Annotated in this window: 14 protein-coding genes, 1 tRNA gene and 1 pseudogene; 11 read left to right on the top strand and 5 right to left on the bottom strand. The window is 45.4% G+C overall.

Features of this window, described 5'->3' with window-relative positions; translation table 11 throughout:
• Positions 1-45: 45 nt before the first annotated feature.
• The gene (gene infC, locus QUA44_RS19260) at positions 46-582 is read right to left on the bottom strand and encodes a translation initiation factor IF-3 (protein ID WP_006635262.1); all 537 of its coding nucleotides are present in this window, start codon (positions 580-582) and stop codon (positions 46-48) included.
• 417 nt (positions 583-999) lie between these two features.
• Between infC and QUA44_RS19255 the strand changes: the two genes are divergently transcribed.
• The 6 genes from QUA44_RS19255 to QUA44_RS19230 all read left to right on the top strand — a co-directional run bounded on the left by QUA44_RS19255 (position 1,000) and on the right by QUA44_RS19230 (position 7,146).
• Positions 1,000-2,022 carry an alpha/beta fold hydrolase gene (locus tag QUA44_RS19255; protein WP_333255514.1) on the top strand — a complete coding sequence of 341 codons (1,023 nt, stop codon included), beginning with the start codon at positions 1,000-1,002 and terminating at the stop codon, positions 2,020-2,022.
• A 478-nt stretch (positions 2,023-2,500) separates the two neighbouring features.
• On the top strand, positions 2,501-2,863 hold the full coding sequence (locus QUA44_RS19250; protein ID WP_333255516.1) for a hypothetical protein: 363 nt from the start codon (positions 2,501-2,503) through the stop codon (positions 2,861-2,863).
• 584 nt (positions 2,864-3,447) lie between these two features.
• Positions 3,448-5,241, top strand: coding sequence for an N-acetylmuramoyl-L-alanine amidase (locus QUA44_RS19245; RefSeq protein ID WP_333255518.1), 1,794 nt, complete (start codon positions 3,448-3,450; stop codon positions 5,239-5,241).
• A gap of 107 nt (positions 5,242-5,348) precedes the next feature.
• Positions 5,349-6,230 (top strand): glutamate racemase, encoded by an 882-nt coding sequence (gene murI, locus QUA44_RS19240; RefSeq protein WP_333255520.1) that lies wholly within the window; start codon positions 5,349-5,351, stop codon positions 6,228-6,230.
• A gap of 180 nt (positions 6,231-6,410) precedes the next feature.
• On the top strand, positions 6,411-6,965 hold the full coding sequence (locus QUA44_RS19235) for an NYN domain-containing protein (RefSeq protein ID WP_333255522.1): 555 nt from the start codon (positions 6,411-6,413) through the stop codon (positions 6,963-6,965).
• Positions 6,966-7,074: 109 nt separating this feature from the next.
• Positions 7,075-7,146: transfer RNA gene (locus QUA44_RS19230), tRNA-Asn, on the top strand.
• Positions 7,147-7,299: 153 nt separating this feature from the next.
• On the opposite strand, the gene QUA44_RS30760 is transcribed toward QUA44_RS19230, so the two are convergent.
• On the bottom strand, positions 7,300-7,395 hold the full coding sequence (locus QUA44_RS30760; RefSeq protein ID WP_445243698.1) for an IS1/IS1595 family N-terminal zinc-binding domain-containing protein: 96 nt from the start codon (positions 7,393-7,395) through the stop codon (positions 7,300-7,302).
• 703 nt (positions 7,396-8,098) lie between these two features.
• On the opposite strand from QUA44_RS30760, the pseudogene QUA44_RS19225 reads away from it, so the two are divergent.
• From QUA44_RS19225 to QUA44_RS19210, 4 genes and pseudogenes are all read left to right on the top strand, one after another.
• Positions 8,099-9,436: pseudogene (locus tag QUA44_RS19225) on the top strand (protein kinase domain-containing protein); the annotation flags it as partial.
• A gap of 190 nt (positions 9,437-9,626) precedes the next feature.
• The gene (locus QUA44_RS19220; protein ID WP_333255526.1) at positions 9,627-9,857 is read left to right on the top strand and encodes an AAA family ATPase; all 231 of its coding nucleotides are present in this window, start codon (positions 9,627-9,629) and stop codon (positions 9,855-9,857) included.
• A 45-nt stretch (positions 9,858-9,902) separates the two neighbouring features.
• Positions 9,903-11,390 (top strand): hypothetical protein, encoded by a 1,488-nt coding sequence (locus tag QUA44_RS19215; protein ID WP_333255527.1) that lies wholly within the window; start codon positions 9,903-9,905, stop codon positions 11,388-11,390.
• Between the two features lie 117 nt (positions 11,391-11,507).
• Positions 11,508-14,246 (top strand): ATP-binding protein, encoded by a 2,739-nt coding sequence (locus tag QUA44_RS19210; RefSeq protein WP_333255529.1) that lies wholly within the window; start codon positions 11,508-11,510, stop codon positions 14,244-14,246.
• Positions 14,247-14,317: 71 nt separating this feature from the next.
• Here the strand turns inward: QUA44_RS19210 and QUA44_RS19205 are convergent, their stop codons facing one another.
• From QUA44_RS19205 to QUA44_RS19195, 3 genes are all read right to left on the bottom strand, one after another.
• Positions 14,318-15,523 (bottom strand): glycosyltransferase, encoded by a 1,206-nt coding sequence (locus tag QUA44_RS19205; RefSeq protein WP_333255531.1) that lies wholly within the window; start codon positions 15,521-15,523, stop codon positions 14,318-14,320.
• A 562-nt stretch (positions 15,524-16,085) separates the two neighbouring features.
• A complete protein-coding gene (locus QUA44_RS19200; protein WP_333255533.1) occupies positions 16,086-17,717 on the bottom strand; it encodes a polysaccharide biosynthesis protein in 1,632 nt (543 codons plus the stop codon).
• Between the two features lie 582 nt (positions 17,718-18,299).
• Entirely contained in the window at positions 18,300-19,580 is a 1,281-nt protein-coding gene (locus tag QUA44_RS19195; RefSeq protein ID WP_333255535.1) for a PilT/PilU family type 4a pilus ATPase, read from the bottom strand.
• A gap of 147 nt (positions 19,581-19,727) precedes the next feature.
• Between QUA44_RS19195 and QUA44_RS19190 the strand changes: the two genes are divergently transcribed.
• Positions 19,728-20,897, top strand: a complete 1,170-nt coding sequence (locus QUA44_RS19190; protein ID WP_333255537.1) for a DUF58 domain-containing protein — start codon at positions 19,728-19,730, stop codon at positions 20,895-20,897.
• Positions 20,898-21,391 lie beyond the last annotated feature (494 nt).

Below are 21,391 nucleotides of genomic sequence, written 5' to 3'. Positions count from 1 at the left end.
AGTCACCAGTTTATGACTGATGACTGCTTACTAATGACTATCTATTTATACTTTCTTCGGCGACAGCAGCATCATCATACTGCGTCCTTCTTTTTTGGGGGCTTGCTGCACTTCTGCGATTTCCTGCAAATCTGTGGCCATGCGCTTAAGCAAGTCCTCTGCTAGGTTGCTGTGTTGGATTTCCCGACCTCTGAACATGATCGTGGCTTTTACTTTGTCCCCAGATTTGATAAAGCGGTCTGCTAGTTTGAGGCGCACTTGGTAGTCGTGTTCTTCAATTTTGTAGCGCATCTTCACTTCTTTAACATCGGCAGTGTGCTGCTTCCGCTTTGCTTCTCGCGCTTTCTTTTCCTGCTCGAATTTGTACTTCCCATAGTCCATTACCCGGCATACGGGCGGGTCAGCTTTGTCGCTGACAAGTACAAGATCCAGTTCTTTTTCTTCTGCCAGGCGCAGCGCTTCTGCAGGCGTCAATATCCCTAGTTGCGCGCCGTCGGTATCGATTACCCGGATTTTGGGGTATCGAATATTTTCGTTGATCTGGGGTAGGTTGCGATTTTGTCTTCTTTCAATCACAGGCATGAATGGTTTTACAAGCAGTAGTTTAATAGCGAAGCTTCTTGATAGTTACAGGTTTGATCGGTCAATATTTCACGATTGACGATCGAACTGTTTTGCAAGGTGTTACCCTTACCGGACGTACTACCGCGCCCTGTCTCCCCTCAGCTAAAGCTTTGGGGAATATTTGGACGATCGTAAATGAATTCTTACAATACTTGCTATTCTACTCAGTCTGGCTGAATTTCTGCCGAGTTTTATTTTAACTTCACACACGATCGCCCGCCCCCTTGCCCGATTGATGACAAAACCGTCAAAAATTCAGGGTAAAAGCTTAAGGATGAGGTACAACCGCTTTTCGCAGCCCATCTCCCCCAGTCTGGCAAGTCCCCCAAGTCGCCTGATTTGCCTTGTAGAATAGGTATAAGCAAGTGTAAATTTATGTTGCGAGCTGAGGCAAAATTGACAAATTCTCTGCTGTGGCACCAACGGGTGGGAACTCAACGAGACTGGATGTGGCGGGGTTGGCAAACTCGCTACACTTATTTGCGGCCGACTTTGGGGCGAAATCAAGGCGCGCTGGAATTTCAAGATTCTGCTGCCGAACCAATGGCCCCGCGCGCATCGGGAACGCCGATTATTTTACTGCACGGGTTTGGAGCTTCGATCGGTCACTGGCGACAAAATCTCGCCCAACTAGCCGAAAACCAAACCGTTTACGCCTTGGATTTGTTAGGGTTTGGCGCTTCCCAAAAAGCTCCTATCGACTACTCTGTGTCTTTGTGGGTTGAGCAAGTTTATGATTTTTGGCTGACTTTTATCAGAGAGCCAGTAATATTGGCAGGAAACTCGATCGGCTCGCTGATTTGTCTGGCCGTGGCGGCAGCTCACCCGGACATGGTGGCCGGCACGGTGATGATTAGCCTCCCCGACCCCTCTGTGCGAGCCGAAGCGGTGCCTGGATGGCTGCTTCCGGCGATCGAAGCTGTTGAAAGTTTGTTTGTTTCTCCGATCGTACTCAGGCCTTTGTTTTATTTTGCCCGCAAGCCTTCCTTTGTCCGTCGCTGGGTTGGCTTTGCCTACTCCAACCCCGAAGCTGTTACCGACGAATTAGTGGAAATTCTAGCAGGGCCAGCAGGCGATCGGGGAGCCGCCCGCGCCTTCTGCGCCTTATTTAAAGCTGTAGGCAGTTCAAAATTTTGCCCCAGTGTCAAGATTGTGATGCGAAATTTAAACATCCCCATGCTGTTAATTTGGGGCAAACAAGACCGGATGATTCCCCCTCGGTTCGCCCGACCCCACCAATTTGTCGAATGCAATCCCAATTATGTAGAGCTAGTTGAATTAGACAATGCGGGCCACTGTCCCCAGGATGAATGTCCGGAACAAGTAAATCAAGCAATTTTGAACTGGATGAGCCGGAATTTTGCACCTCTGGGCGAGAACCAATTGCAGCACTGTTGATTAGACATGGGGCCGTGGATTACTAAGGGGAAAAATAACTTCCAGGTATCGATCCCGCTCAAAAATAAATTTGCTATAACTCGATCGCACCGGTGGTATGGTATAGCAGATGTTGAAGGCTATAGCAGCGAAGCGGAGCGGGTAAAAAGAAGTCAAGCGTGAAGGCGCAATCAACCGCTTAGGTTTCAAAAATTAAGAACGTCCTCACCGTCAGGGCGGTTGCTATATTACAAAACTTCCCTATCTTGAGAGTCAGTCGATTTGAGGTTCAAGATTGACTCCCCAGCCGCTATCTAGAGGCTTGAACTAACCTAAACCACTTGTTTGCTGTGGACGACTCCTGCAGGAAAGTAAGTCTCCGTCTTTCTGTGATGTCATGTATCTACTGTTATTGATGGCCCCTTTTTTTAGAAGCTCAGAGATTGACACAATCACCAAGATAGTGTATCTTCTCTAACTGGTAGTACACATCCAAGTTATGCAGTTAGTCGAAAGGCAAGTCATTAAACCAAATCACAGGTTTTACCCAGAAGCCGATCGATTGTCCTTGCTGTCCAACAAACTTTACAACTGCGATAACTATATCTACGGTCAAAACTTTTTCTCAGGTCAACCAACCAATGCTCTGGCTGTCGATCGTGCACTCAAAAAGAGTCTAAATGACAAAGCATTGCCGGCCCAAGTAACACACAAAACTCTCCCGTTACTGCTGAAAACATGGACTAGCTATCATAGTGTCAAATTGGCGGGCGCGATCACGATCGCCCCACTAAGTTTCAAGCAGCACCGAAAATCCCTGATTAAAAAATTCAGAAAAAAAGAGAGCAGGGGCGATATGTAGTTGTATTTAACTGTCAATGTGTTAGCAAAAAAGCTTTTCCCAAAGAATATGTCAGTTTGTCTGGGAGTAACATTTGGCAACCTTGAAAAGTTACCTAAATCTTGAAAATCCGGATTGTTCGCGAGGTAAGTTGTTAAGTTATTGAGGTAATTTAGGAAAAGTTAGAACAAAACGCAAGTGTAAAGCGGATTATAACCGTTGCCATAACGAGCTTCGCCAACATTAAAGAGCTATGAAACCCCTCCCTGAAAAAACGGTAAAATTATACCTTCTAACTTGTACCTTCTAACTTGTACCTTCTAGCTTCAAGAAACACCTTGTTTCTTGCTCCTAAAAATAAATACTTTCCCTTGTGCCAACAATCTTTCAGTCTGCTTATAACCGATCGCCCCCAAGTATACGGGAAAGTTCCAAAATGCCGGAATCTGGCATTTTGGAGCCTGTTAACGCATAAAAAGTCAATTTAGCCAACAACTGACGGCCCCCGTGCCCCCGGTCTGCTGGCGGCTAACTGCTGAAAGCCTCTGAGGGCAAGCAGCGCCCTTCCAGCTTTTGGCAGTAACGCAAACGAGGAAAAAACTGTCGTGAAATTCCACTGGCTACTACCGAGTTTCTTAAGTGTATTTTTGCTCGCCGGAGCCGCCGAAGCAGCTAGACTGCAATCTTGGCGGTTTGATGCTTCAGAGAACCGGCTTTACATTACAACAGACGGGGGAGTACAACCCAAGGCTAAACTGATTTTCAACCCGATGCGGTTGGTAATCGACTTGCCGGGGACGAGTCTGGGTCGTCCCTCGGTCAGCAAACCGCTCTCAGGGGCGATCGAATCGGTGCGGGTAGGGCAGTTTGACAACGATACGACCAGAATTGTCGTCGAGATCAGAGACGGGTTTACTATAGACCCTCAGCAAGTAAAATTCCGGGGTATTTCTTCGAGCGAGTGGACAGTGGATTTGCCAACGCCGGTGCGGGGAGAAACTCAAAATCCGATTTCAGAGCCAGGGGGAGAAAGGTTATCGGTTGAACCTTCAGCATCCCAAGCCCAGTCGGCTGAGGCGACTGTAGTTCAGAACGTTCAGGTGACGGCGGACGGTTTTTTAGTCCGCACTGCGGGCGGCAGCCCCCAAATTAATTTTCAACAAAGTCGGGCCGGGGACATCGCCACCCTCGATATTGAAGGAGCTAGTTTAGATCCGGGCCTAAGCAGCCAACAGCCTCAAACTAACGGTAAGCACGGGGTTGACAAGATTGAAGTCCGGCAACTGCCAACAGACCCGCCCGTTACCCGCGTGACTTTGCGGATGAAGAGTCCTAATACTCAGTGGCGGGCGTCTGTGAGCAATTTAGGCGGGGTTGTGCTATTGCCTGGAAGTGTAGTAAGACAGCCCTCGGTTTCCCGCCGCCTGACTGTAGATCCTCCGGCTAGACAAGCTCAAGGAAATTTAGCGAGAGTTCAGTCAATTGATTTAGCCAGTAATGGCACGCAACTCGTGGTGAGAACTGACCGCCAAGTCTCCTATACCAGCGGGTGGGACCAGGGGTCGAGAGCTTACTGGATCAGGATCGCCTCTAGTTCTCTGACGGGGCAAATTCCTCAGCTCGATGCCAACAGTCCTGTATCGTTTACTGCCAGCCAAGAAGATGCGGAGACTGTGGTGATTTGGGTGCAGCCGCGATCGGGGGTAGAGGTAGGCAGGGTGACGAGGCCGAGTCCGCAGTTGCTGTCTTTGCAGTTGCGATCAAATGCTAGCGCGCAGCAACCTTTGACTCGAACTCCCAATTTGTCGCCTTTGCCGAGAAGGACTTTGGGAAGCGACGATTTGCCCCAAGCTTCTAACCGCCGGGCCGTAGTAGCGATCGATCCTGGTCACGGCGGCCGCGATCCGGGGGCAGTCGGGATTCAGGGCATTCAGGAGAAAGAAATTGTTTTGGATATCTCGTTTCAGGTGGCGAGGCTGCTGGAACAGCAGGGCGTGCAGGTGGTGATGACTCGGACTGACGACAGCGAAATCGAGCTGGAACCGAGAGTTTCTTTGGCGGAACGGGTGAATGCTACTTTGTTTGTCAGCATTCACGCTAATGCGATTAATATGAGCCGGCCGGATATTAGCGGGATTGAGACTTATTATTTCAATAACGGCCAAGATTTGGCGAAGGTGATTCACGCCAGTATTTTGGAGGGGACGGGGGCGACTGACCGCCGGGTGCGGCAGGCGAGATTTTATGTTTTGAGAAAGACTTCTATGCCTTCTGTTTTGCTGGAGGTGGGTTTTGTCACGGGTGCTGAGGATGCTGCTAGGCTTTCAGATCCAGCTTACCGCAGTCAAATGGCGGCTTCGATCGCTCGCGGCATTTTGTTTTATCTTCAACAAAGATAATGGGCAGTGGGCATGGGGCATTGGGCATTGGGCATTGGGGATGGGGCATGGGGCATGGGGCATTGGGAATTGGTAATTGGGAATTGGTAATGGGGAATTGGTAACTAATGACAACAGACAACAGACAACAGACAACAGACAACAGTCAACAAAGAATCGGTATTTTTGACAGCGGCGTGGGCGGTTTGACTGTGTTGACCCAGTTGTACCGACAATTGCCCAACGAATCGATACTTTATTTTGGAGATACGGCGAGGCTGCCTTACGGCACTCGCACGCCGTCGGAAATTGTGGAGTTTGTCCGCGAAATTATGGCGTGGTTGGTGGAACAGGATGTGAAAATGGTGATTATGGCCTGCAACACCAGTTCTGCTTTGGCGATGGAGATGGTGCAGGCTGAATTTGATATTCCGGTGCTGGGAGTAATTCTGCCGGGGGCGCAGGCTGCGGTGCAGCAAGGCAAGCGGATCGGGGTCATCGCAACTCCTGCTACGGCTGCTAGCAATGCTTATCGAAATGCGATTTTGGAGATGGACGATTCTTGCCTGGTGTGGCAGGTTAGCTGTCCGGCTTTTGTGCCGCTGGTGGAGCAAAACCGGATTCACGACCCTTATACTTGTGAGGTGGCTCGGGAATATTTGGCTCCTTTGATTCAGCAGCGCATCGATACGCTGATTTACGGCTGCACTCATTATCCGCTGTTGGCTCCTGTGCTTCGCTCGCTTTTGCCTGCTGGGGTGACATTGATCGATCCTGCGGTACGGGTGGTGGCTGCTGCTGCCAGAGAATTGGAGCTTTTAGGGCTGCGGAATCCTGGTACTGCGCTACCGACTCGTTTTTGCGTGAGCGGCCCCCCGCAGCAGTTTGCGGAGTTGTCCGTGCAGTGGCTCGGTTGTACTCCGGCTGTTGAGAAAATATCCCTGCCGACAGTTGTACGTAGCGAAGCGGGGCGTAAGCCATCGCCCGTATCGCTGGAATCTGGCGAATAAGCCCGAAAATTTATAGGTTAATCTAACCCCCCAAAACTCAGGTAAAGCTGGCTCTGGGGGGTTTAATTATTGCGATGTAATCTAGCAATTACACATCAATAGGTAATATTATTGAACAAAAGCTTTGATGAACAATGCAAATAATGTCCTATACGTGCTGGATCTCTTCAGCCTTGAACCATGTCACCCTATGTATCACAAGCAGTTTTACTTGTAGACGGCTATAACATAATTGGGCTTTGGCCTCGACTCCGAGAGAAGCGCGATCGCGACGAACTCGAAACGGCTCGCCGCGAGTTGATTGAGGTTTTAGTTAACTACAGCGCCGTTCAAGATTTTGAGGCCAGGCTGGTGTTTGACGCGCACTATCGAGATACTCCCAGCGTTAAAGAAATTATTACTAAAAATTTATCGGTGCACTACACTGACTTCGGTCAGACAGCAGATACTTATATTGAAAAATCTTGTGCTAATTTGCGGTATGAGTTGCGATCGGTCAAAGGCAAAGGCCGCATGATTGTCGCCACATCAGACCGAGCGCAGCAATTGACCGTAGTCGGCTACGGTGCCGAATGGATGTCCGCCGAACAACTAGCGGCTGATGTAGAATCCACCGCCCGCCGCAGCGAGCGTCGGCACAAATCCCGCAAACAAAATTCCAGTCGCTTTCTCTCCAGTTCCCTCGATCCAGAATCCCAGCAGCGCCTCGCCAAGTTGAGAATGGGGCTGCATTAACTGCTGAAACCCGCTCGCTGTCTGAGCCAAAAAAAAAGTTTATCAAAGGCCTTGCCAAATCGAGTAAGTTCAGCTATTGTTAGTAAATGTGGGTAACAAAAACCCCCAATCCTCGGTAGCTCAGTGGCAGAGCGGTCGGCTGTTAACCGATTGGTCGTAGGTTCAAATCCTACCCGGGGAGTTAGTAAAAGTCTGAAGTTGGAAGTTTCCAGCTTCAGATTTTTAGCATTTTCACATCGATATTGGGCGTTGCTGATTTAGGGTATGAAAGGCTAAATATGCAAGTCATAGAAACCAGTATCCACAAAACTGCGGGATTTTCAAGTTATTTTTTTCATACCCTGATTAAGCAACGCCAAAGATAATTCTGTTTACCTTTTTTATGGCCATTTTTATTGACATGACTTGATTTACATTCAGGACATTTCATAGGCTTTGACTTTTAGTTAATTGTTTTTGCCAATTTCTATTTGAACTGATCATACCTTAGTTCAGCAACGCCGCAAATTCTTGCTTCTTCTTTTCAATTAAGTAGTCGTGCAAAATTAATTACACAATATTTCGCGTGAAAGCCTTACCTAGCAAGAAGTCTTTATGTAATTAATTTTGTGTAGTTACTTAAAGTTAATACTTCTTTCATCGTGAGGCACCTGATTCTCATCAATACACTAATGACTTAATCACTAAGTGTATGTGATTTAGGTCACACATACTTAGTGTTTTAGATCGTGTATGATTGTGTTCTCGATCGGGTAAACCTCTGTTTTCAAGTCCAGGGCGTCCCATTCGTTCTTGGTGACAACGCTCAAACATCGAGCTAAATCTTGAATCGATCGGGATTTGTCGGTCAGGTGTGCGATCGGCAGAACCGAGTTGTTACAATATTGTAATGCTCAACTGCGTAAAGTGTCATACCGCACATCTCAGCGGGATCTCCCACCAGATGTGCTGTTGTCAGCCAGTTCACACCATCTACACCTTTAGGCATCGACTTACCTTGAAAAATACAGAGTAATTACTTAATTTTTAATGTATCTAAAGTTATATAAACTCCTAAAAATATTTAAGTACCGTGCGCCCCGATCGACATCAAGGGCGAGGTTAACCCCATACTTCGTCAGAGAATAAAAGCCATGAATGCACTTCCCGGTTACAAAATCACAGAAGTTGTTCAAGTTGGTGTAAAGTCCATCATTTATCGCGCAGTCAGAGAGTCCGATCGATCGTCAGTAATCATTAAAACACTCAATACCGAATATCCCACAATAGAACAAATTACCCGTTTGAGACATGAATACAAAATTAGCTCAAATCTCAAAGTCGAAGGGATTGTCAAACCCTATAGCTTAGAAAAATATAAAAACAGTTTCGCTCTGATCTTAGAAGATTGCGGCGGTCAATCTATCAAAGACCATCAAGCGGGTAAATGTATTAAAATTAAGAAATTTTTGCCGCTGGCTATTCAAGTGACTAAAACTCTCGGAGAAGTGCATCAAAATTAGATTATTCATAAAGACATAAAACCCTCAAATATTATCATTACCTCTTCAGATTTTCAACAAGTAAAAATCACAGATTTTAGCATGGCAACGCGCCTATCTAGAGAGGTGCATCAAAATAGCAATGGTACTGTGTTAGAAGGCACTTTAGCTTATATATCCCCAGAGCAAACTGGTCGGATGAACCGCGACCTCGATTACCGAACAGACTTGTACTCTCTAGGCATCACGTTTTATGAAATGCTCACAGGAGTGTTGCCCTTTAATTCAACCGACCCCTTAGAATTAATTCACAGTCACATTGCAGTGACGCCAGTTCTTCCCCATCAACTAAACAGTGAAGTCCCGCAGATGGTTTCATCCATTGTCATGAAACTATTAGCTAAAAATGCCGAAGACCGATATCAAAGTGCCTTTGGAGCAAAAGCAGACCTGGAAAATTGTTTAACCCAGCTACAAAATACTGGCAAAATAGAAAATTTTCTGCCGGGGATACTTGACAAATCTGGTCAATTTTTGATTCGCCAAAAACTCTACGGTCGCACACAAGAAGTCGCTGATTTGATGGCATCTTTCGATCGAGTCAGCTTTGGAAAAACTGAAATGGTGTTGGTAAGCGGTTACTCAGGCATCGGTAAAACCTCAGTTGTCAGTGAAATTCACAAACCAATTGTACGCCAGCGGGGTTATTTTATTGCTGGCAAATTTGACCAGTTTAAGCGGGATATTCCTTATGCTGCAATAACTCAAGCGTTTGATTCATTGATACAGCAGTTATTAACAAAAAGCTCAGAAGAGTTGGCAATTTGGAAACAAAAGCTTTTGTCAAAGCTGGGTACCAACGGTGAAATTATTATTGATGTTGTCCCTTCTTTTGAACTAATAATTGGTTCGCAGCCGGCTGTTCCACAATTGGGGTCTACAGAATCTCAAAATCGCTTTAATCGATTCTTCAAAGAATTCCTGGTAATTGCTCAACTACCCCCCTCCCCTGAAACTGCCTCAAGCTCACCAGTTTCAGATTGTGAATTTTAAGCAAAAAGCTTCTTCTTCAATAAAATCAACGAGAAAATGATGGTTTCAGCGATCAAAACGGAAAAATGAAATAATTGTGTTCAAACTTTGGAATACTTGCCTACAAAGGGTTTCAGAGATTTTATTTTTGTCCGTAGGGGGGGTTGAGCAATTACAATTCCTGAATGTCTTTGCCCAAGCAGAACACCCATTAGTTCTATTTTTGGATGATTTGCAGTGGGCAGATTTAGCTTCCTTAAAGTTGATTCAGGAATTAGTTACTGACCGGGATAGCCGATATTTTTTAGTGATAGGAGCCTATCGAGATAACGAAGTAAATTCGACTCATCCGTTAGTTCAAACTGTCGAAAAAATTTAACAGACTGGTGCTCAGGTGCATCACATTATCCTGCCATGTTTAGATTTGAGCAGCGTAACTGAGCTACTGTGCGATACTTTGGGTAATGAAACTGAAAAGTTAAAGTCTTTGACAGAGTTAATTTTTAACAAAACTAGCGGAAATCCATTTTTTATAACTCAACTTCTCTCAACTATTCACTCAGAACAACTGTTAGTTTTTGATTTCACTGTTGGTGCATGGCAGTGGGACATCACGGAAATTGAAGCTGCTGGCATTGCCGATTACAGTGTCGTTCAATTAGTTGCTCGGAATCTGAAACAACTGCCGGAGGAGACGCAGCAAGTATTAAAATTAGCTGCTTGTATAGGCAACCGTTTTAGTTTAGAAAATTTGGCAATTGTGAGGGAAAAATCCGGCTCGGAAACGGCGGCGGATTTATGGGATGCGCTGCAAGCTGGTTTAATTCTGCCAATGAGCGATGCTTACAAAATTCCCGTGGTTGATGAGGAAATTGTGAAAACACACCGGACGGGCGGGACGCCCATCCCACAAAACAATCAAAATCATCCCGCAATTATGCAACGCTCAATTTCTTACAGATTTTTCCACGATCGCGTACAGCAAGCCACCTATTCTCTGATCCCTGACTCCCAGAAACAACAAACCCACTTAAAAGTCGGCACCCTGCTACTGAATTCAACTCCGGCATCGGAGATAGCAGAAAATATCTTTGATATTGTCAACCAACTCAATACCGGGGTGGCATTCATCACAAATCAACAAAAGCGAAATGAACTAGCTAACTTTAATCTTATAGCTGGCAAGAAAGCTAAGAGTTCTGCCGCCTATGAAGCAGCGCTCAAATATTTTAATGTAGGTATAGAACTGCTACCAGAACAAGCTTGGCATACTCACTACAATTTAATCATGGAACTTCATCTCGAAGCGCTGGAATCATCCTATATAAATACCGATTTTGAGCGAGGGTTCCAGCTATCAGATGTTATTATATTTCTTGCCAAAAATCCGCTAAAAAAAGTCAAAGTTTATGAGCTAAAAGTTGCTTTCTACTTTAATCAAAATCAATGCCAAGCTTCCATAGATATAGGTCTAGAAGCTTTGAAAATGCTGGGAGTATATTTTCCTCAAAAACCCAAGAAATTATTTTTTTTTCTGTGGCTAATACGGACAAAATTAGCGGTGGGAAACAAACGGATTGAGGATTTAGCGGAGTTGCCACCAATGACTGATGCTAATAAAATTGCGGCTCTACGGATTTTAACGAATATGGGTCCGGCTGCTTTTGTAGTAGCACCCTATATGTTCCCACTGCTCGTATTTAAAATGGTTACTCTTTCTCTTAAATACGGGAATGCGCCGCTGTCTAGTGTCGGGTATGCACACTATGCTACGCTCCACTGTGCAGTGTTACGAGATATGGATTCTGGATACCGATACGGTCAAATGGCTCAGGCACTTTTAGAACGATTCAACACCAACTTGTACAACTCTCAAATTTCACTAATTTTTAATAGTTTTATCCGTCCCTAGTCTGAACAGGTCAGGAAAAGTCTGATCGGTTTACTTGAGGGTATTCAGAGCGGACTAGAAACGGGAGATGTCAACAATGCTTGTTATTGTGCTAGTGTTTATAGCAATTATATATTTTTGAGCGGCGAACCTCTGGAGTCAGTCGAGGCTAAGCAGAGTCAATATATTCAAATGTTGGTGAATTATAAGAATGAATTTATGATTTATCAAGCCAGAGTTGCGGCGCAAGTAGTCTTAAATTTGCCAGGTAAAACAGCCAATTATAGTTTGTTAGTTGGCGAAAAGTTTAATGAAGAAACAATGCTGCCAGCTTTAAAGGAGAGTCAAAATAATCTAGTAATTTTTGTAGTTTATTTTTATAAATCATGGCTACATTATGTATTTAAAGATTATGCTAAATCGGCGGAAAATGCCATGACAGCATCAAATTACTCTGAGGCTGTGATGTCCCTGATGTATGTTCCCATCCACAATTTTTACTATTCTCTAGCGCTCTTAGCTTTGTATCCTGCAGCTTCAAAAAATGAACAGAAAAAACATTTAAAAAAAGTGGCTTCACTTCAGAAAAAAATGAAGCATTGGGCGTTGAACTCTCCAGGAAATTATCAGCACAAATATGACTTAGTAGAAGCAGAAAAAGCGCGAGTATTGGGACAATATGAAAAAGCTGCTCAGTATTACGATCGAGCGGTGATAGGAGCATCGAAGAATGAATACATCCACGAAGAAGCGCTAGCAAACGAACTAGCCGCAGAATTTTATCTAGCTAGCGATCGAAAAAAAGTGGCTGAGATTTATCTGATAGATGCTTACTACGGCTATATTCATTGGGGAGCAACCGCCAAGGTCAAACATTTGGAGTCCCAGTATCCGATGTCTTTGCCCCCTGCATCGGCGACAAAACCCAGCGGCGATCGAACTATTACTAGCACTAATTATAGCACGACCAGCAGTCACAACAGTTTATTAGATTTGACAACTGTTGTGAAAGCATCTCAAGCGCTATCTAGTGAAATTGTGCTAGACCAGTTGTTAGAAAAATTAATGAAAATAGCGATCGAGAATGCTGGGGGACAAAAAGGTTTTCTGTTGATCCCCAGGGAAGGAAAATTGGTGATTCAAGCAGCGGCATCGGTGGAGTTTTCAGATATTGCAGTTGAGCAATGTCCGATAGTGGCTCCAGCGGATGTTTTGCCAATAACGGTGATTAATTATGTTGAAAGGACGCACTCTGATGTAGTTTTAAGAGAAGCGGCTACGGAAGGTTTATTTACACATGACCCCTATATTAAAAGGCAGCAAGTGAAATCGGTGCTTTGTACTCCGATTATGAATCAAAGCAAACTCGTAGGGATTCTTTATCTGGAAAATAATTTAACTTCAGAAGCGTTTTCTCCAACTAGATTGGAGGTTTTAAAAATACTTTCTTCCCAAGCGGCTATATCTCTGAAAAATGCAGTGCTAGTTGCTAATTTGTCGGCGGCTAAGGAACAGTTGGAGGATTATTCGCGGACGCTAGAGGTGAGAGTAGAAGAGCGCACGCAGGAATTAAAGACTAAAGAAACGAAGCTGCAAGAAGCTCAAAAACTGGCGCACCTGGGTAACTGGGAATTTGATTTGGAGGGGGATAAATTAACTTGGTCTGAGGAAGTATTCCGAATTTTTGGCCTTGATCCTAAACTACCAGAACCCACTATTTTAGAACACAGGAAGCAAATTCATCCAGATGATCTAAAGTTGTGGTTAGAGGTAGTAGAGCAGATTAGTCGGTTAGGAAATCCTTGCGAGTATGAGATGAGAATTTTGCGCGCTGATGGAGCTGTTAGATATATTTGTGTTAAGGCACAAGCTATTTTTGATGCTGGTAAGGTTATTAAGTTATTTGGGACTATACAGGACATTACGGAGCGCAAGTTGGCGGAGGATGCTTTGCGGCAGTCGGAGGCGCAATTGAGGGAAAAAGCGTCACAGTTGGAAGTTACTTTGTGCGAATTGCGATCGACCCAGAGTCAACTAATTCAAACTGAAAAAATCTCTTCTTTGGGGCAGTTGGTGGCGGGTGTTGCTCACGAAATTAACAATCCGATTAATTTCATTTATGGCAATGTCATTCACGCTAGCGATTATAGCTCGGAGTTGCTGGGATTGATTGAGCTTTACCAAGAGTCTTACCCGAATCCGACTCCTGAAATTGTTGCTAAAACAGAGGATGTTGACCTCATTTTTATTCAAAAAGACTTGCCGAAAATGCTGCAATCGATGCAGTCTGGGGTGGATCGCGTTCGCAATATTGTGCTGTCGCTGCGGAATTTCTCACGCCTGGATGAAGCCGAGATGAAACCCGTGGATATTCACTCCGGGATTGATTCGACTCTGCTAATTTTGCAACACAGGTTAAAAAAGGATGCACTCGGACATGGCATTGAGGTAGTTAAAGAGTACGGTGAACTGCCGAATGTAAATTGTTATGCTTCTGGGTTAAATCAGGTGTTTATGAATATTTTGAGCAATGCAATTGATGCAGTGGAGTTAGGAGTTGGGCTACCGGAGACAACTGACAAACTAGAAAATCCTTTATCTCCAATCTTTGAGCGAAAGATTGAGATTAGGACTGAGGTATGCGACAAAAACTTGGTGAGAATTTATATTGCTGATAATGGTCGGGGGATGATGGAGGAAGTACGATCGCGAATATTTGACCCTTTCTTTACTACAAAAGCTGTGGGGAAAGGTACCGGTTTAGGGTTGAGTATCAGCTATCAGATTGTGGTAGAGAAACACGGTGGGAAGCTAATGTGCATTTCCGCACCGGGTGAAGGGACTGAGTTTGCGATCGAAATTCCGGTGCAGCGGTGAGCTTTTATTGAGTTTTTATATAATGTTTTTTAACCGCAGATATCTGCGGTTAAACAATCTCAATCTAAATATTAAACATCGCGTTCTGTTCGCACCCATTTGGTTTGGCGTTTGAGCAGAAAACCCAGATACAAAGGGATTTTCCAGAGTATGTAAAAAGGTACGGATAACAAAGTGGAACCGGAAATGTCGGCACGCCCAAATTTAGCCCAAGCGCCGACAATTGAAATTAAAATTAGCAATCCTTGTAGTCCTAACAAGACGGCCGGAATTGGAGATATTCCGAGGGTTGCTGCTAGTAATGAGGCTGCAAAAGCTGCTAGCCAGATAGCGACTAACAGCGAAAGGGGAGGGACGGATAAGTCGAGGGCGATCGCCATTAAGTCAAAACGCTGTTGCTCGATCGAAGCTGTCGCCAGCCTGGGAGTCTGAGTTAGCAGTGTCTGGATGTGTCCGTGTTCCCATCTGGTTCTTTGACTTTTAGCTGCTTCCTGCTGCTGCGGCAAACACCCTGTGACTCGGGCTTCGGGGCAGAATACGGTTGGATGTCCGGCGATCGCCAGATCCAAACTCATTTGCATATCTTCCACGATATTGCTGCTAGCTAAAGGAACATCTCGAATGATTAACCAGGGAAAAGCCATGCCCGTACCTGTTAGCAATGACGGGAATCCTAGCTGTTTTAATCCGCTGGGGCGGACGAGGTTTTTCACGAGAAATGCTAAGGCTGAAATGGAATCTTTTGGGGTAGGATCTGGCGGTTGTTCCATTAAATATGTGGCCTGCACCGGTCTTTGTTTTGCCATTGCAACGCGGGCTAATGTTTCTATGGAATCTGGCTCACAGATGCAGTCTGCATCAACCATAATGACTACTTCTGGGGGGTCTGAGGCGATCGACTGCAAGCCGAAATCCAGGGCGTATCCCTTCCCCTTGCGTTCTGTGTCGTGGCGCTCGATCGCCGTTGCACCGTAGTTGCGGGCGATTTCTGCCGTAGCATCCGTGCAGTTGTCAGCAATGACTAACAGGCGGTCTTGAGGTGTTAGCTGCGGCAGAATGGTGGAGATGGTGGCGGCAATTCCTGCTGCTTCATTGTAGGCGGGAATTAAAACTGCTATTTTGGGGCGGGGTTCTTTACTTTTTGCTGTTTCACCGAAGCCCGACAAGAAAGCTGCACTGCATTCTAGGAATAGAACTGCAACGGGAATTAGCAGGATTAGGGCGATCGTCAATAGCACAACATCAATCAATAGAAACAGTAGCTGATTAATTTCCACAATTCTAGTACCTTAATTTTATTTTATTTTTTCCGTTCATTGAGTTTATTTAATCTTATTGCACCTTTGTTAACTCACGACGCCACGCTCTCTAAAGTATCATTATATCATGCACGCAAAAAATCATCATTTTCACATTAGTTGCGACGACTTAAGTCCTCCTAAAATTACTAGGAATAGCGTCATTACTACCAATTAATTTCATTGCGGTTGTGCGATCGCAACTAATATCATATCATGTCTATTCTGACAATGTTAAGTCACTCAATTTAATTAAACCTCAAACAAGGCCAGACTGGAGAAACCAGGTTTCTAAAAGAAACCAGGTTTCTGGGTGTTATATTTTTAATCAACTAAACACTTAGTCGATGTTTAACATCCAATCCGGTTGCATCGGAATAATAAAATGGAGTCAACAGTTAACACTCAACCATTCAGTTTTTAGATCTTGAGTCAACAGTCAACAATCATTTCGCTCGTGCAACCGGAATTGATATAACTCATTTACCCCCTGTGGGTGGCCAGTCAGGAAGCAATCTCCCAACTCAAAACTATGTTCAAGCTACGCTGCATCGGGGATAGCAAAAGGTTCAGATTTTTTGGTGTTGAACTGTGCGGGGGGTGCAAATTCTCTGAGATATCTCGACACCGATCGCAAATATCCCACTTCTGCTTGAATCAAATCCAGCGTTGAAAGACTCTCAACTAAGTCATCAAACTCATCTGCAGTAACTCCCGCACTGTGTAAGACTTCTTGGTTAAGCCGCCCGCAAATTCCTTGCAGGAGGAGTTCGATAATTTCGCTGTAGTCAGCGATTTCCGTTCCATAACCTTGCAATTTCTTCGGATTGATCCCCCACTGCAAAATCTTCAACAAGTCTTCGGGGGAACTCCACGCAAAAGAGGAAGCAATCACTTCTTTTTCCGCTGCGACAAGAGCGTGCTTGATTTCCACCTCCGGGAAATCTGCATCGCCGATTAAGCTTTCCAGTTTCGACACTTGTTTATCTAACACGCGCAAAGAAAAAGGAGCTAATTCTACACTCACCATGTCACCAGTATCATCAACACTTCTAAAAGGATCTTCCAAAACATTAATTAGGAGGTGAATGTCTGTAGGCTTTTTCCAGTCAAACTGTCCAAGGAAAAACGGTTCTTCATATCCCGGCAAAAGTCCTTGAAAATAAATCGGCAGGTTTTTGCCTGATTCAAGAATTTTATAAAGAGCTACTTCCAAGGTTTCTGTCGGCCACCCGAGATTACTCACGGCGACAAATTTCAGTTTTCCGGGAACGGATACAACCAGCGAATTCAGTAATAAATGTACAGCTTCGACAAGATTTTGAGCGGTTACGTAGCGGTGGGGAGCGTGAACGTTGACAGTTTTACCTTGCTGTACTTTTTTGGACATTTGCTCGCAGAACAAGCTATTTTCCAACATATGAGTAAAGCGAACCATCCCATAGGTGACATCTCCTTCTTGAGCTGCTTTGGCAAATTGCCATTCGGCAAACTTTTTGGAGGCCGCGTAAACTTCAGTTGTAAAATATCGAGATGTTTTGCCTGTGGAAGAGAAGATGCAGTGTTCTATGCCGTATTCTTCGCAGAGTTGGATGATGTGTTTACATCCTAACAGGCTGGTTGTAACTGTTTCTCGGATTTTGATTTCAGCGAGTCCGGGTTGGCGTTGGGCTGCTAGGTGAAAAACAATTTCTGGTTTTTCTACCTCAAATATGTGTTTTAGCGCCTCGAAGTTGCGAATGTCGGCGGCATAGAAAGTTACAGCACCTTCTCTGTTAAAAACCGGGAGATTTTCTTTGGGGTTTTGACATCGGGCGTTGTCTGCGGAAATGATTTTAGTTGCGCCTAATTCGAGGAGTTTTGCGATTAAGAAACGACCCACGCATCCTTCTCCACCAGTGATGAGGATGGTTTTTCCTTTGATTTTGCTGCTGCAGGCGGATGCGTATAGGTGAATTGTACGATCGCGCACGTCGCTAAAAGGTTCGCTTTCTAATTGTCCGTCGGCTTGATAGGCCCAGATTAGCTGTGCGGTGAGAGTTTGTAAGGCCGCTAGGATTTCCGGATTTTGCGGTTCCGGGGAACCTGGGGGAACTAGCTGCTGGATGCAATCGATGATTTCTGCTTTGCTGGCAGCTTCAAACACTTCTGAGGGGTTAAATGCACTCTTCACTTTTTTGGCTCCTTTAAATTGTAGAAATACGGTTAGTGATCAGCGAGTTGTTAAACAGATTTTCGAGGGACAGAATCTTTCAAACTCTGCTTAGTTTTAAGATTTTTTAGACTGAAAGCCACTTAATGGAAAAAACACGCGATCGGCTCTGCTACTAATTGCTTGTATTAAGCCTACTTGTAGTTTTATTAAGCGCTTTTTTAACCGACTTATTTTTGAGATCGGCAAAGTCGGAACCTTCTATCTCCAAAATTTGTCACTACAACTATATACTTAAATTGCTGAGTGTTGGCAATACTCCGAACATATCTTTACTATTTCTTTGCAATCACCTGCGAGTTTTCACGCAATTTTAAAGTTTATGTAAAGTAGGGTCTACGTTTAAAAAACTTAACAATACACTCGATATTGATTCTAGCATTTTACTCTTTAATTAAAATGTATTTTTTGTTACCAAATATAGTTGAATTTTAAGTAAAAATACGCACAAAAGCCCTCATCAAATATTTCCGTCTGCTGAAAATCTTGTGATTTGATGGGTGGGGTAGTCCTGCTGTGGCTACCCCTGTATGTGTGCTGCTACTAGGCGCGAACAATGCGTTCTTTTTTGCTGCCTTCAAAGCCACGAGCGTCCCCAACATCGTAGCCTCCTGTTCGCAAGCGACGGTCTAAATCGCTGGCTTCGGGAGAAGTTTTGGCCGCTTCTTCGATCGTCACTCTGCCTTCGAGCACCAGTTTGTAAAGACCCTGGTTGATAATCTGCATTCCTTCGTAAGTATCATGTTCCATCAACCGGAAAGCTTCATCATCAGCACCTTTCATCAAGTATTCCTGCATGGCTGGCGTGTTCACTAAAATATCGTGAACTGCGACGCGGCGGTTGTCAACAGTTGGCAACAAAAGTTGGGCAACTACTGCTACTAAAGAATCGCAAATTTGAATCCGCATCGCCTGCTGTTCTTCGGGCGGGTAGAGGTTCAACAATCGATTGAGAGCGTTAATCGCGCTGCGAGTGTGGAGAGTTCCCAATACTAAGTGACCAGTTTGAGCTGCTTGCAACGCTGTATTGATGGTAACGCGATCGCGCATTTCCCCAATCAGAATTACATCCGGATCTTCCCGCAAAACTGCCCGCAAAGCCTGTTGAAACTCGTGGGTATGCAAGCCGACTTCACGCTGGCTGACCAAGCATTTTTTAGAGGGGTGAATGAATTCGATCGGGTCTTCAATTGTAACTACGTGCTTCTGTTCCATCTGGTTGAGATGGTCGATCATCGCAGCTACGGTTGTCGATTTCCCCGAACCGGTAGGCCCTGTAACTAATATTAATCCCTGCGACCGCAAAATGATATTTTTGAGAACTTCTGGCAACCTCAAGGAATCGATAGTCGGTATTTCCAAACTGATCAACCGCAATACTATGGCACCGCCGCTGAGGGAATCAAAACAGTTTAGCCGACACCGCACGAAGCCCGGGTAAAAAATTGCGGCATCTAATTCCTTGGTAGCTGCAAACTGTTTTCGCTGTTCGGGGGTGAGAATTTCGGCTAGGTAATGTTCAAAAATTTCTGGCGTTACTTTGGGGTGGGTGGTTGCTACTTGCATCACGCCACGAATCCGAAATCGAGGTACTTGGCCGACTCGAATGTGAATGTCGGAAGCTCCTGCGCTATGGGCATCTCTGACCATTTGTTCGATCGTACTGATGGGTGTCTCAACAGGCCGCTGCTGCTGGGCTGCGGGGGGCGCACTCGGCGCGGGTGGAGGCGGCGCGGGAGTTGCAGCCAAGGGCGGCGGCGGCGGCGGTGTTCGTCGGGCTTGAGCCTCTGGTCGAAGGGGTGTAGGATTGTTTAATGGGTTCATTTTTTTGTCTCCAGTCAATGTAGATTTATTGCGAAAAAATGCCCGATTTCTAATCTTATCGCTCGCAGCTAATTCGGTGTTAAATGCTGAGAATATTTTACAATTAGGCTTGATGGGGCGATCGAGTAATTAACAATTTAAACTCCTATGAACATCGGTCACAAAATCGCCGACTGGCTCGAAAATCGTGCTGTTACCCCTGCCTACGCGGGTTGGCTGCTGTCGGGGATGACGGTTTTCTTTTTTGGGTCGGCGACTAATACAATGTCTGGGTGGCTGTACGTGCTCAGCGGTGGGGGTTTGGCGCTGTTGGGGGTAGCGGCGGTTTTGCCGGGAAAATCGCTCCGTTCCTTGGAAGTCCGTCGCCTCCCGATCGAACCGGTGAGTGCGGGCGATCAAATTACGATCGAACTAGAAATCGAAAATCGCGATCGCCAACCTAAAACTTTGTTGCAAGTGGTAGACATCTTGCCGTTTGTATTGGGAAAAGAGGTCGTCCGCCCGATCGAAGTCATAGAGCCTAACAGTACATACAGGGATACATACTATCTAGAAGTCCGGCAGCGCGGTATTTATCGCTGGCAAGAGGTGCACTTGAGAACGGCTGCGCCTTTAGGGTTGTTTTGGTGCCGCCGCAGCCGTCCGGCGAAAGCGGTGGCGGTTGTCTACCCGCAGGTTTTGCCGTTGAGCACTTGTCCTTTGATCGATCGCATCGGTCAAGAAGACAGCCCGCAATTTTACAATCGCAGTCGATCGCAAACTGCCACCGAAGGCCTCACCCGCAACCTCAGACCTTACCGCCACGGAGACCCCACCCGCCTGATTCACTGGCGCACCAGCGCCCGCTACGGAGAACTGCGGGTGAGAGAGTTAGAAGTTGCCGCCGGCGGTCAAGAAATTATTATTGCTCTCGACAGCGCTGCGGCCTGGCAAGCAGAGGAATTTGAACGAGCCGTGACAGTAGCAGCTTCTCTTTACTTCTATGCTAGCAAGCGCCTGTTAAACGTCAAACTTTGGACTGCCGGGACTGGACTCGTCTCAGGGAATCGGGTAGTTTTGGAAACTTTAGCGGCGGTTAATGCTGGGGAAGATGCGGTTGAGGGTCGATCGAAACTGTCGATAATTTGGCTGACTCCAAACTCTGCAAGTTTAAGCACTCTTTCCCAAGGCAGCCGCTGGGTACTCTGGCCGAGCGCCACTGCTGAAAAAGACGAAAAAATATTAGTAAAACACGATTTACCCGGGTTACAAATTCGCTCCGACCGACCGTTAGAACTTCAGTTACAAAATACTCTAGAAAGAGCGGTTAATTATTAAGTGGCGCATTTAAATGTGCAAAAGCTTAACTCGCGAGCCGAGACGTTCGCACTGCTGCACTCCGAAAAATATGATTCTGATACCAACTAGAGTGTAAGCTTTTCCCAATTTAAATAACACATTTGGGGCGGACAATCTTAGCCCGCCCACAAGATTTTAATTGTAGAGAGATATAGCAACCGCTTTCGTCGGTTACGAGATAAACTGGAATTGGTTCAATGTGCTAATTGAATGACCATAGTTCTCTGCTGCTAGCAACGGATATTTATCAGCCGGCTGCAAATTGACCCCGAAATAATTTATTTTTAATCTAAAATCTCAATAAACATGATAAACTACAGGGGTGTAATCTCTAAACTTGAGCGTCTTACAGGGTCAGGCAATTGCTTGGCAAGTTAAGAGCAGCTTAGATTACTCGTAATTGCTCAACTAGGGGAAAAAAGGGAGCCATCAATAGAGAGAGCTTGTTGAATGGATTGATAAGCAGTTAAACC

This window comes from Microcoleus sp. N9_A2 (assembly GCF_036701775.1).
GTDB lineage: Bacteria > Cyanobacteriota > Cyanobacteriia > Cyanobacteriales > Microcoleaceae > Microcoleus.
Note: the sequence above shows the minus strand (reverse complement) of the source record. Positions and strands in the feature narration are given on the sequence as shown.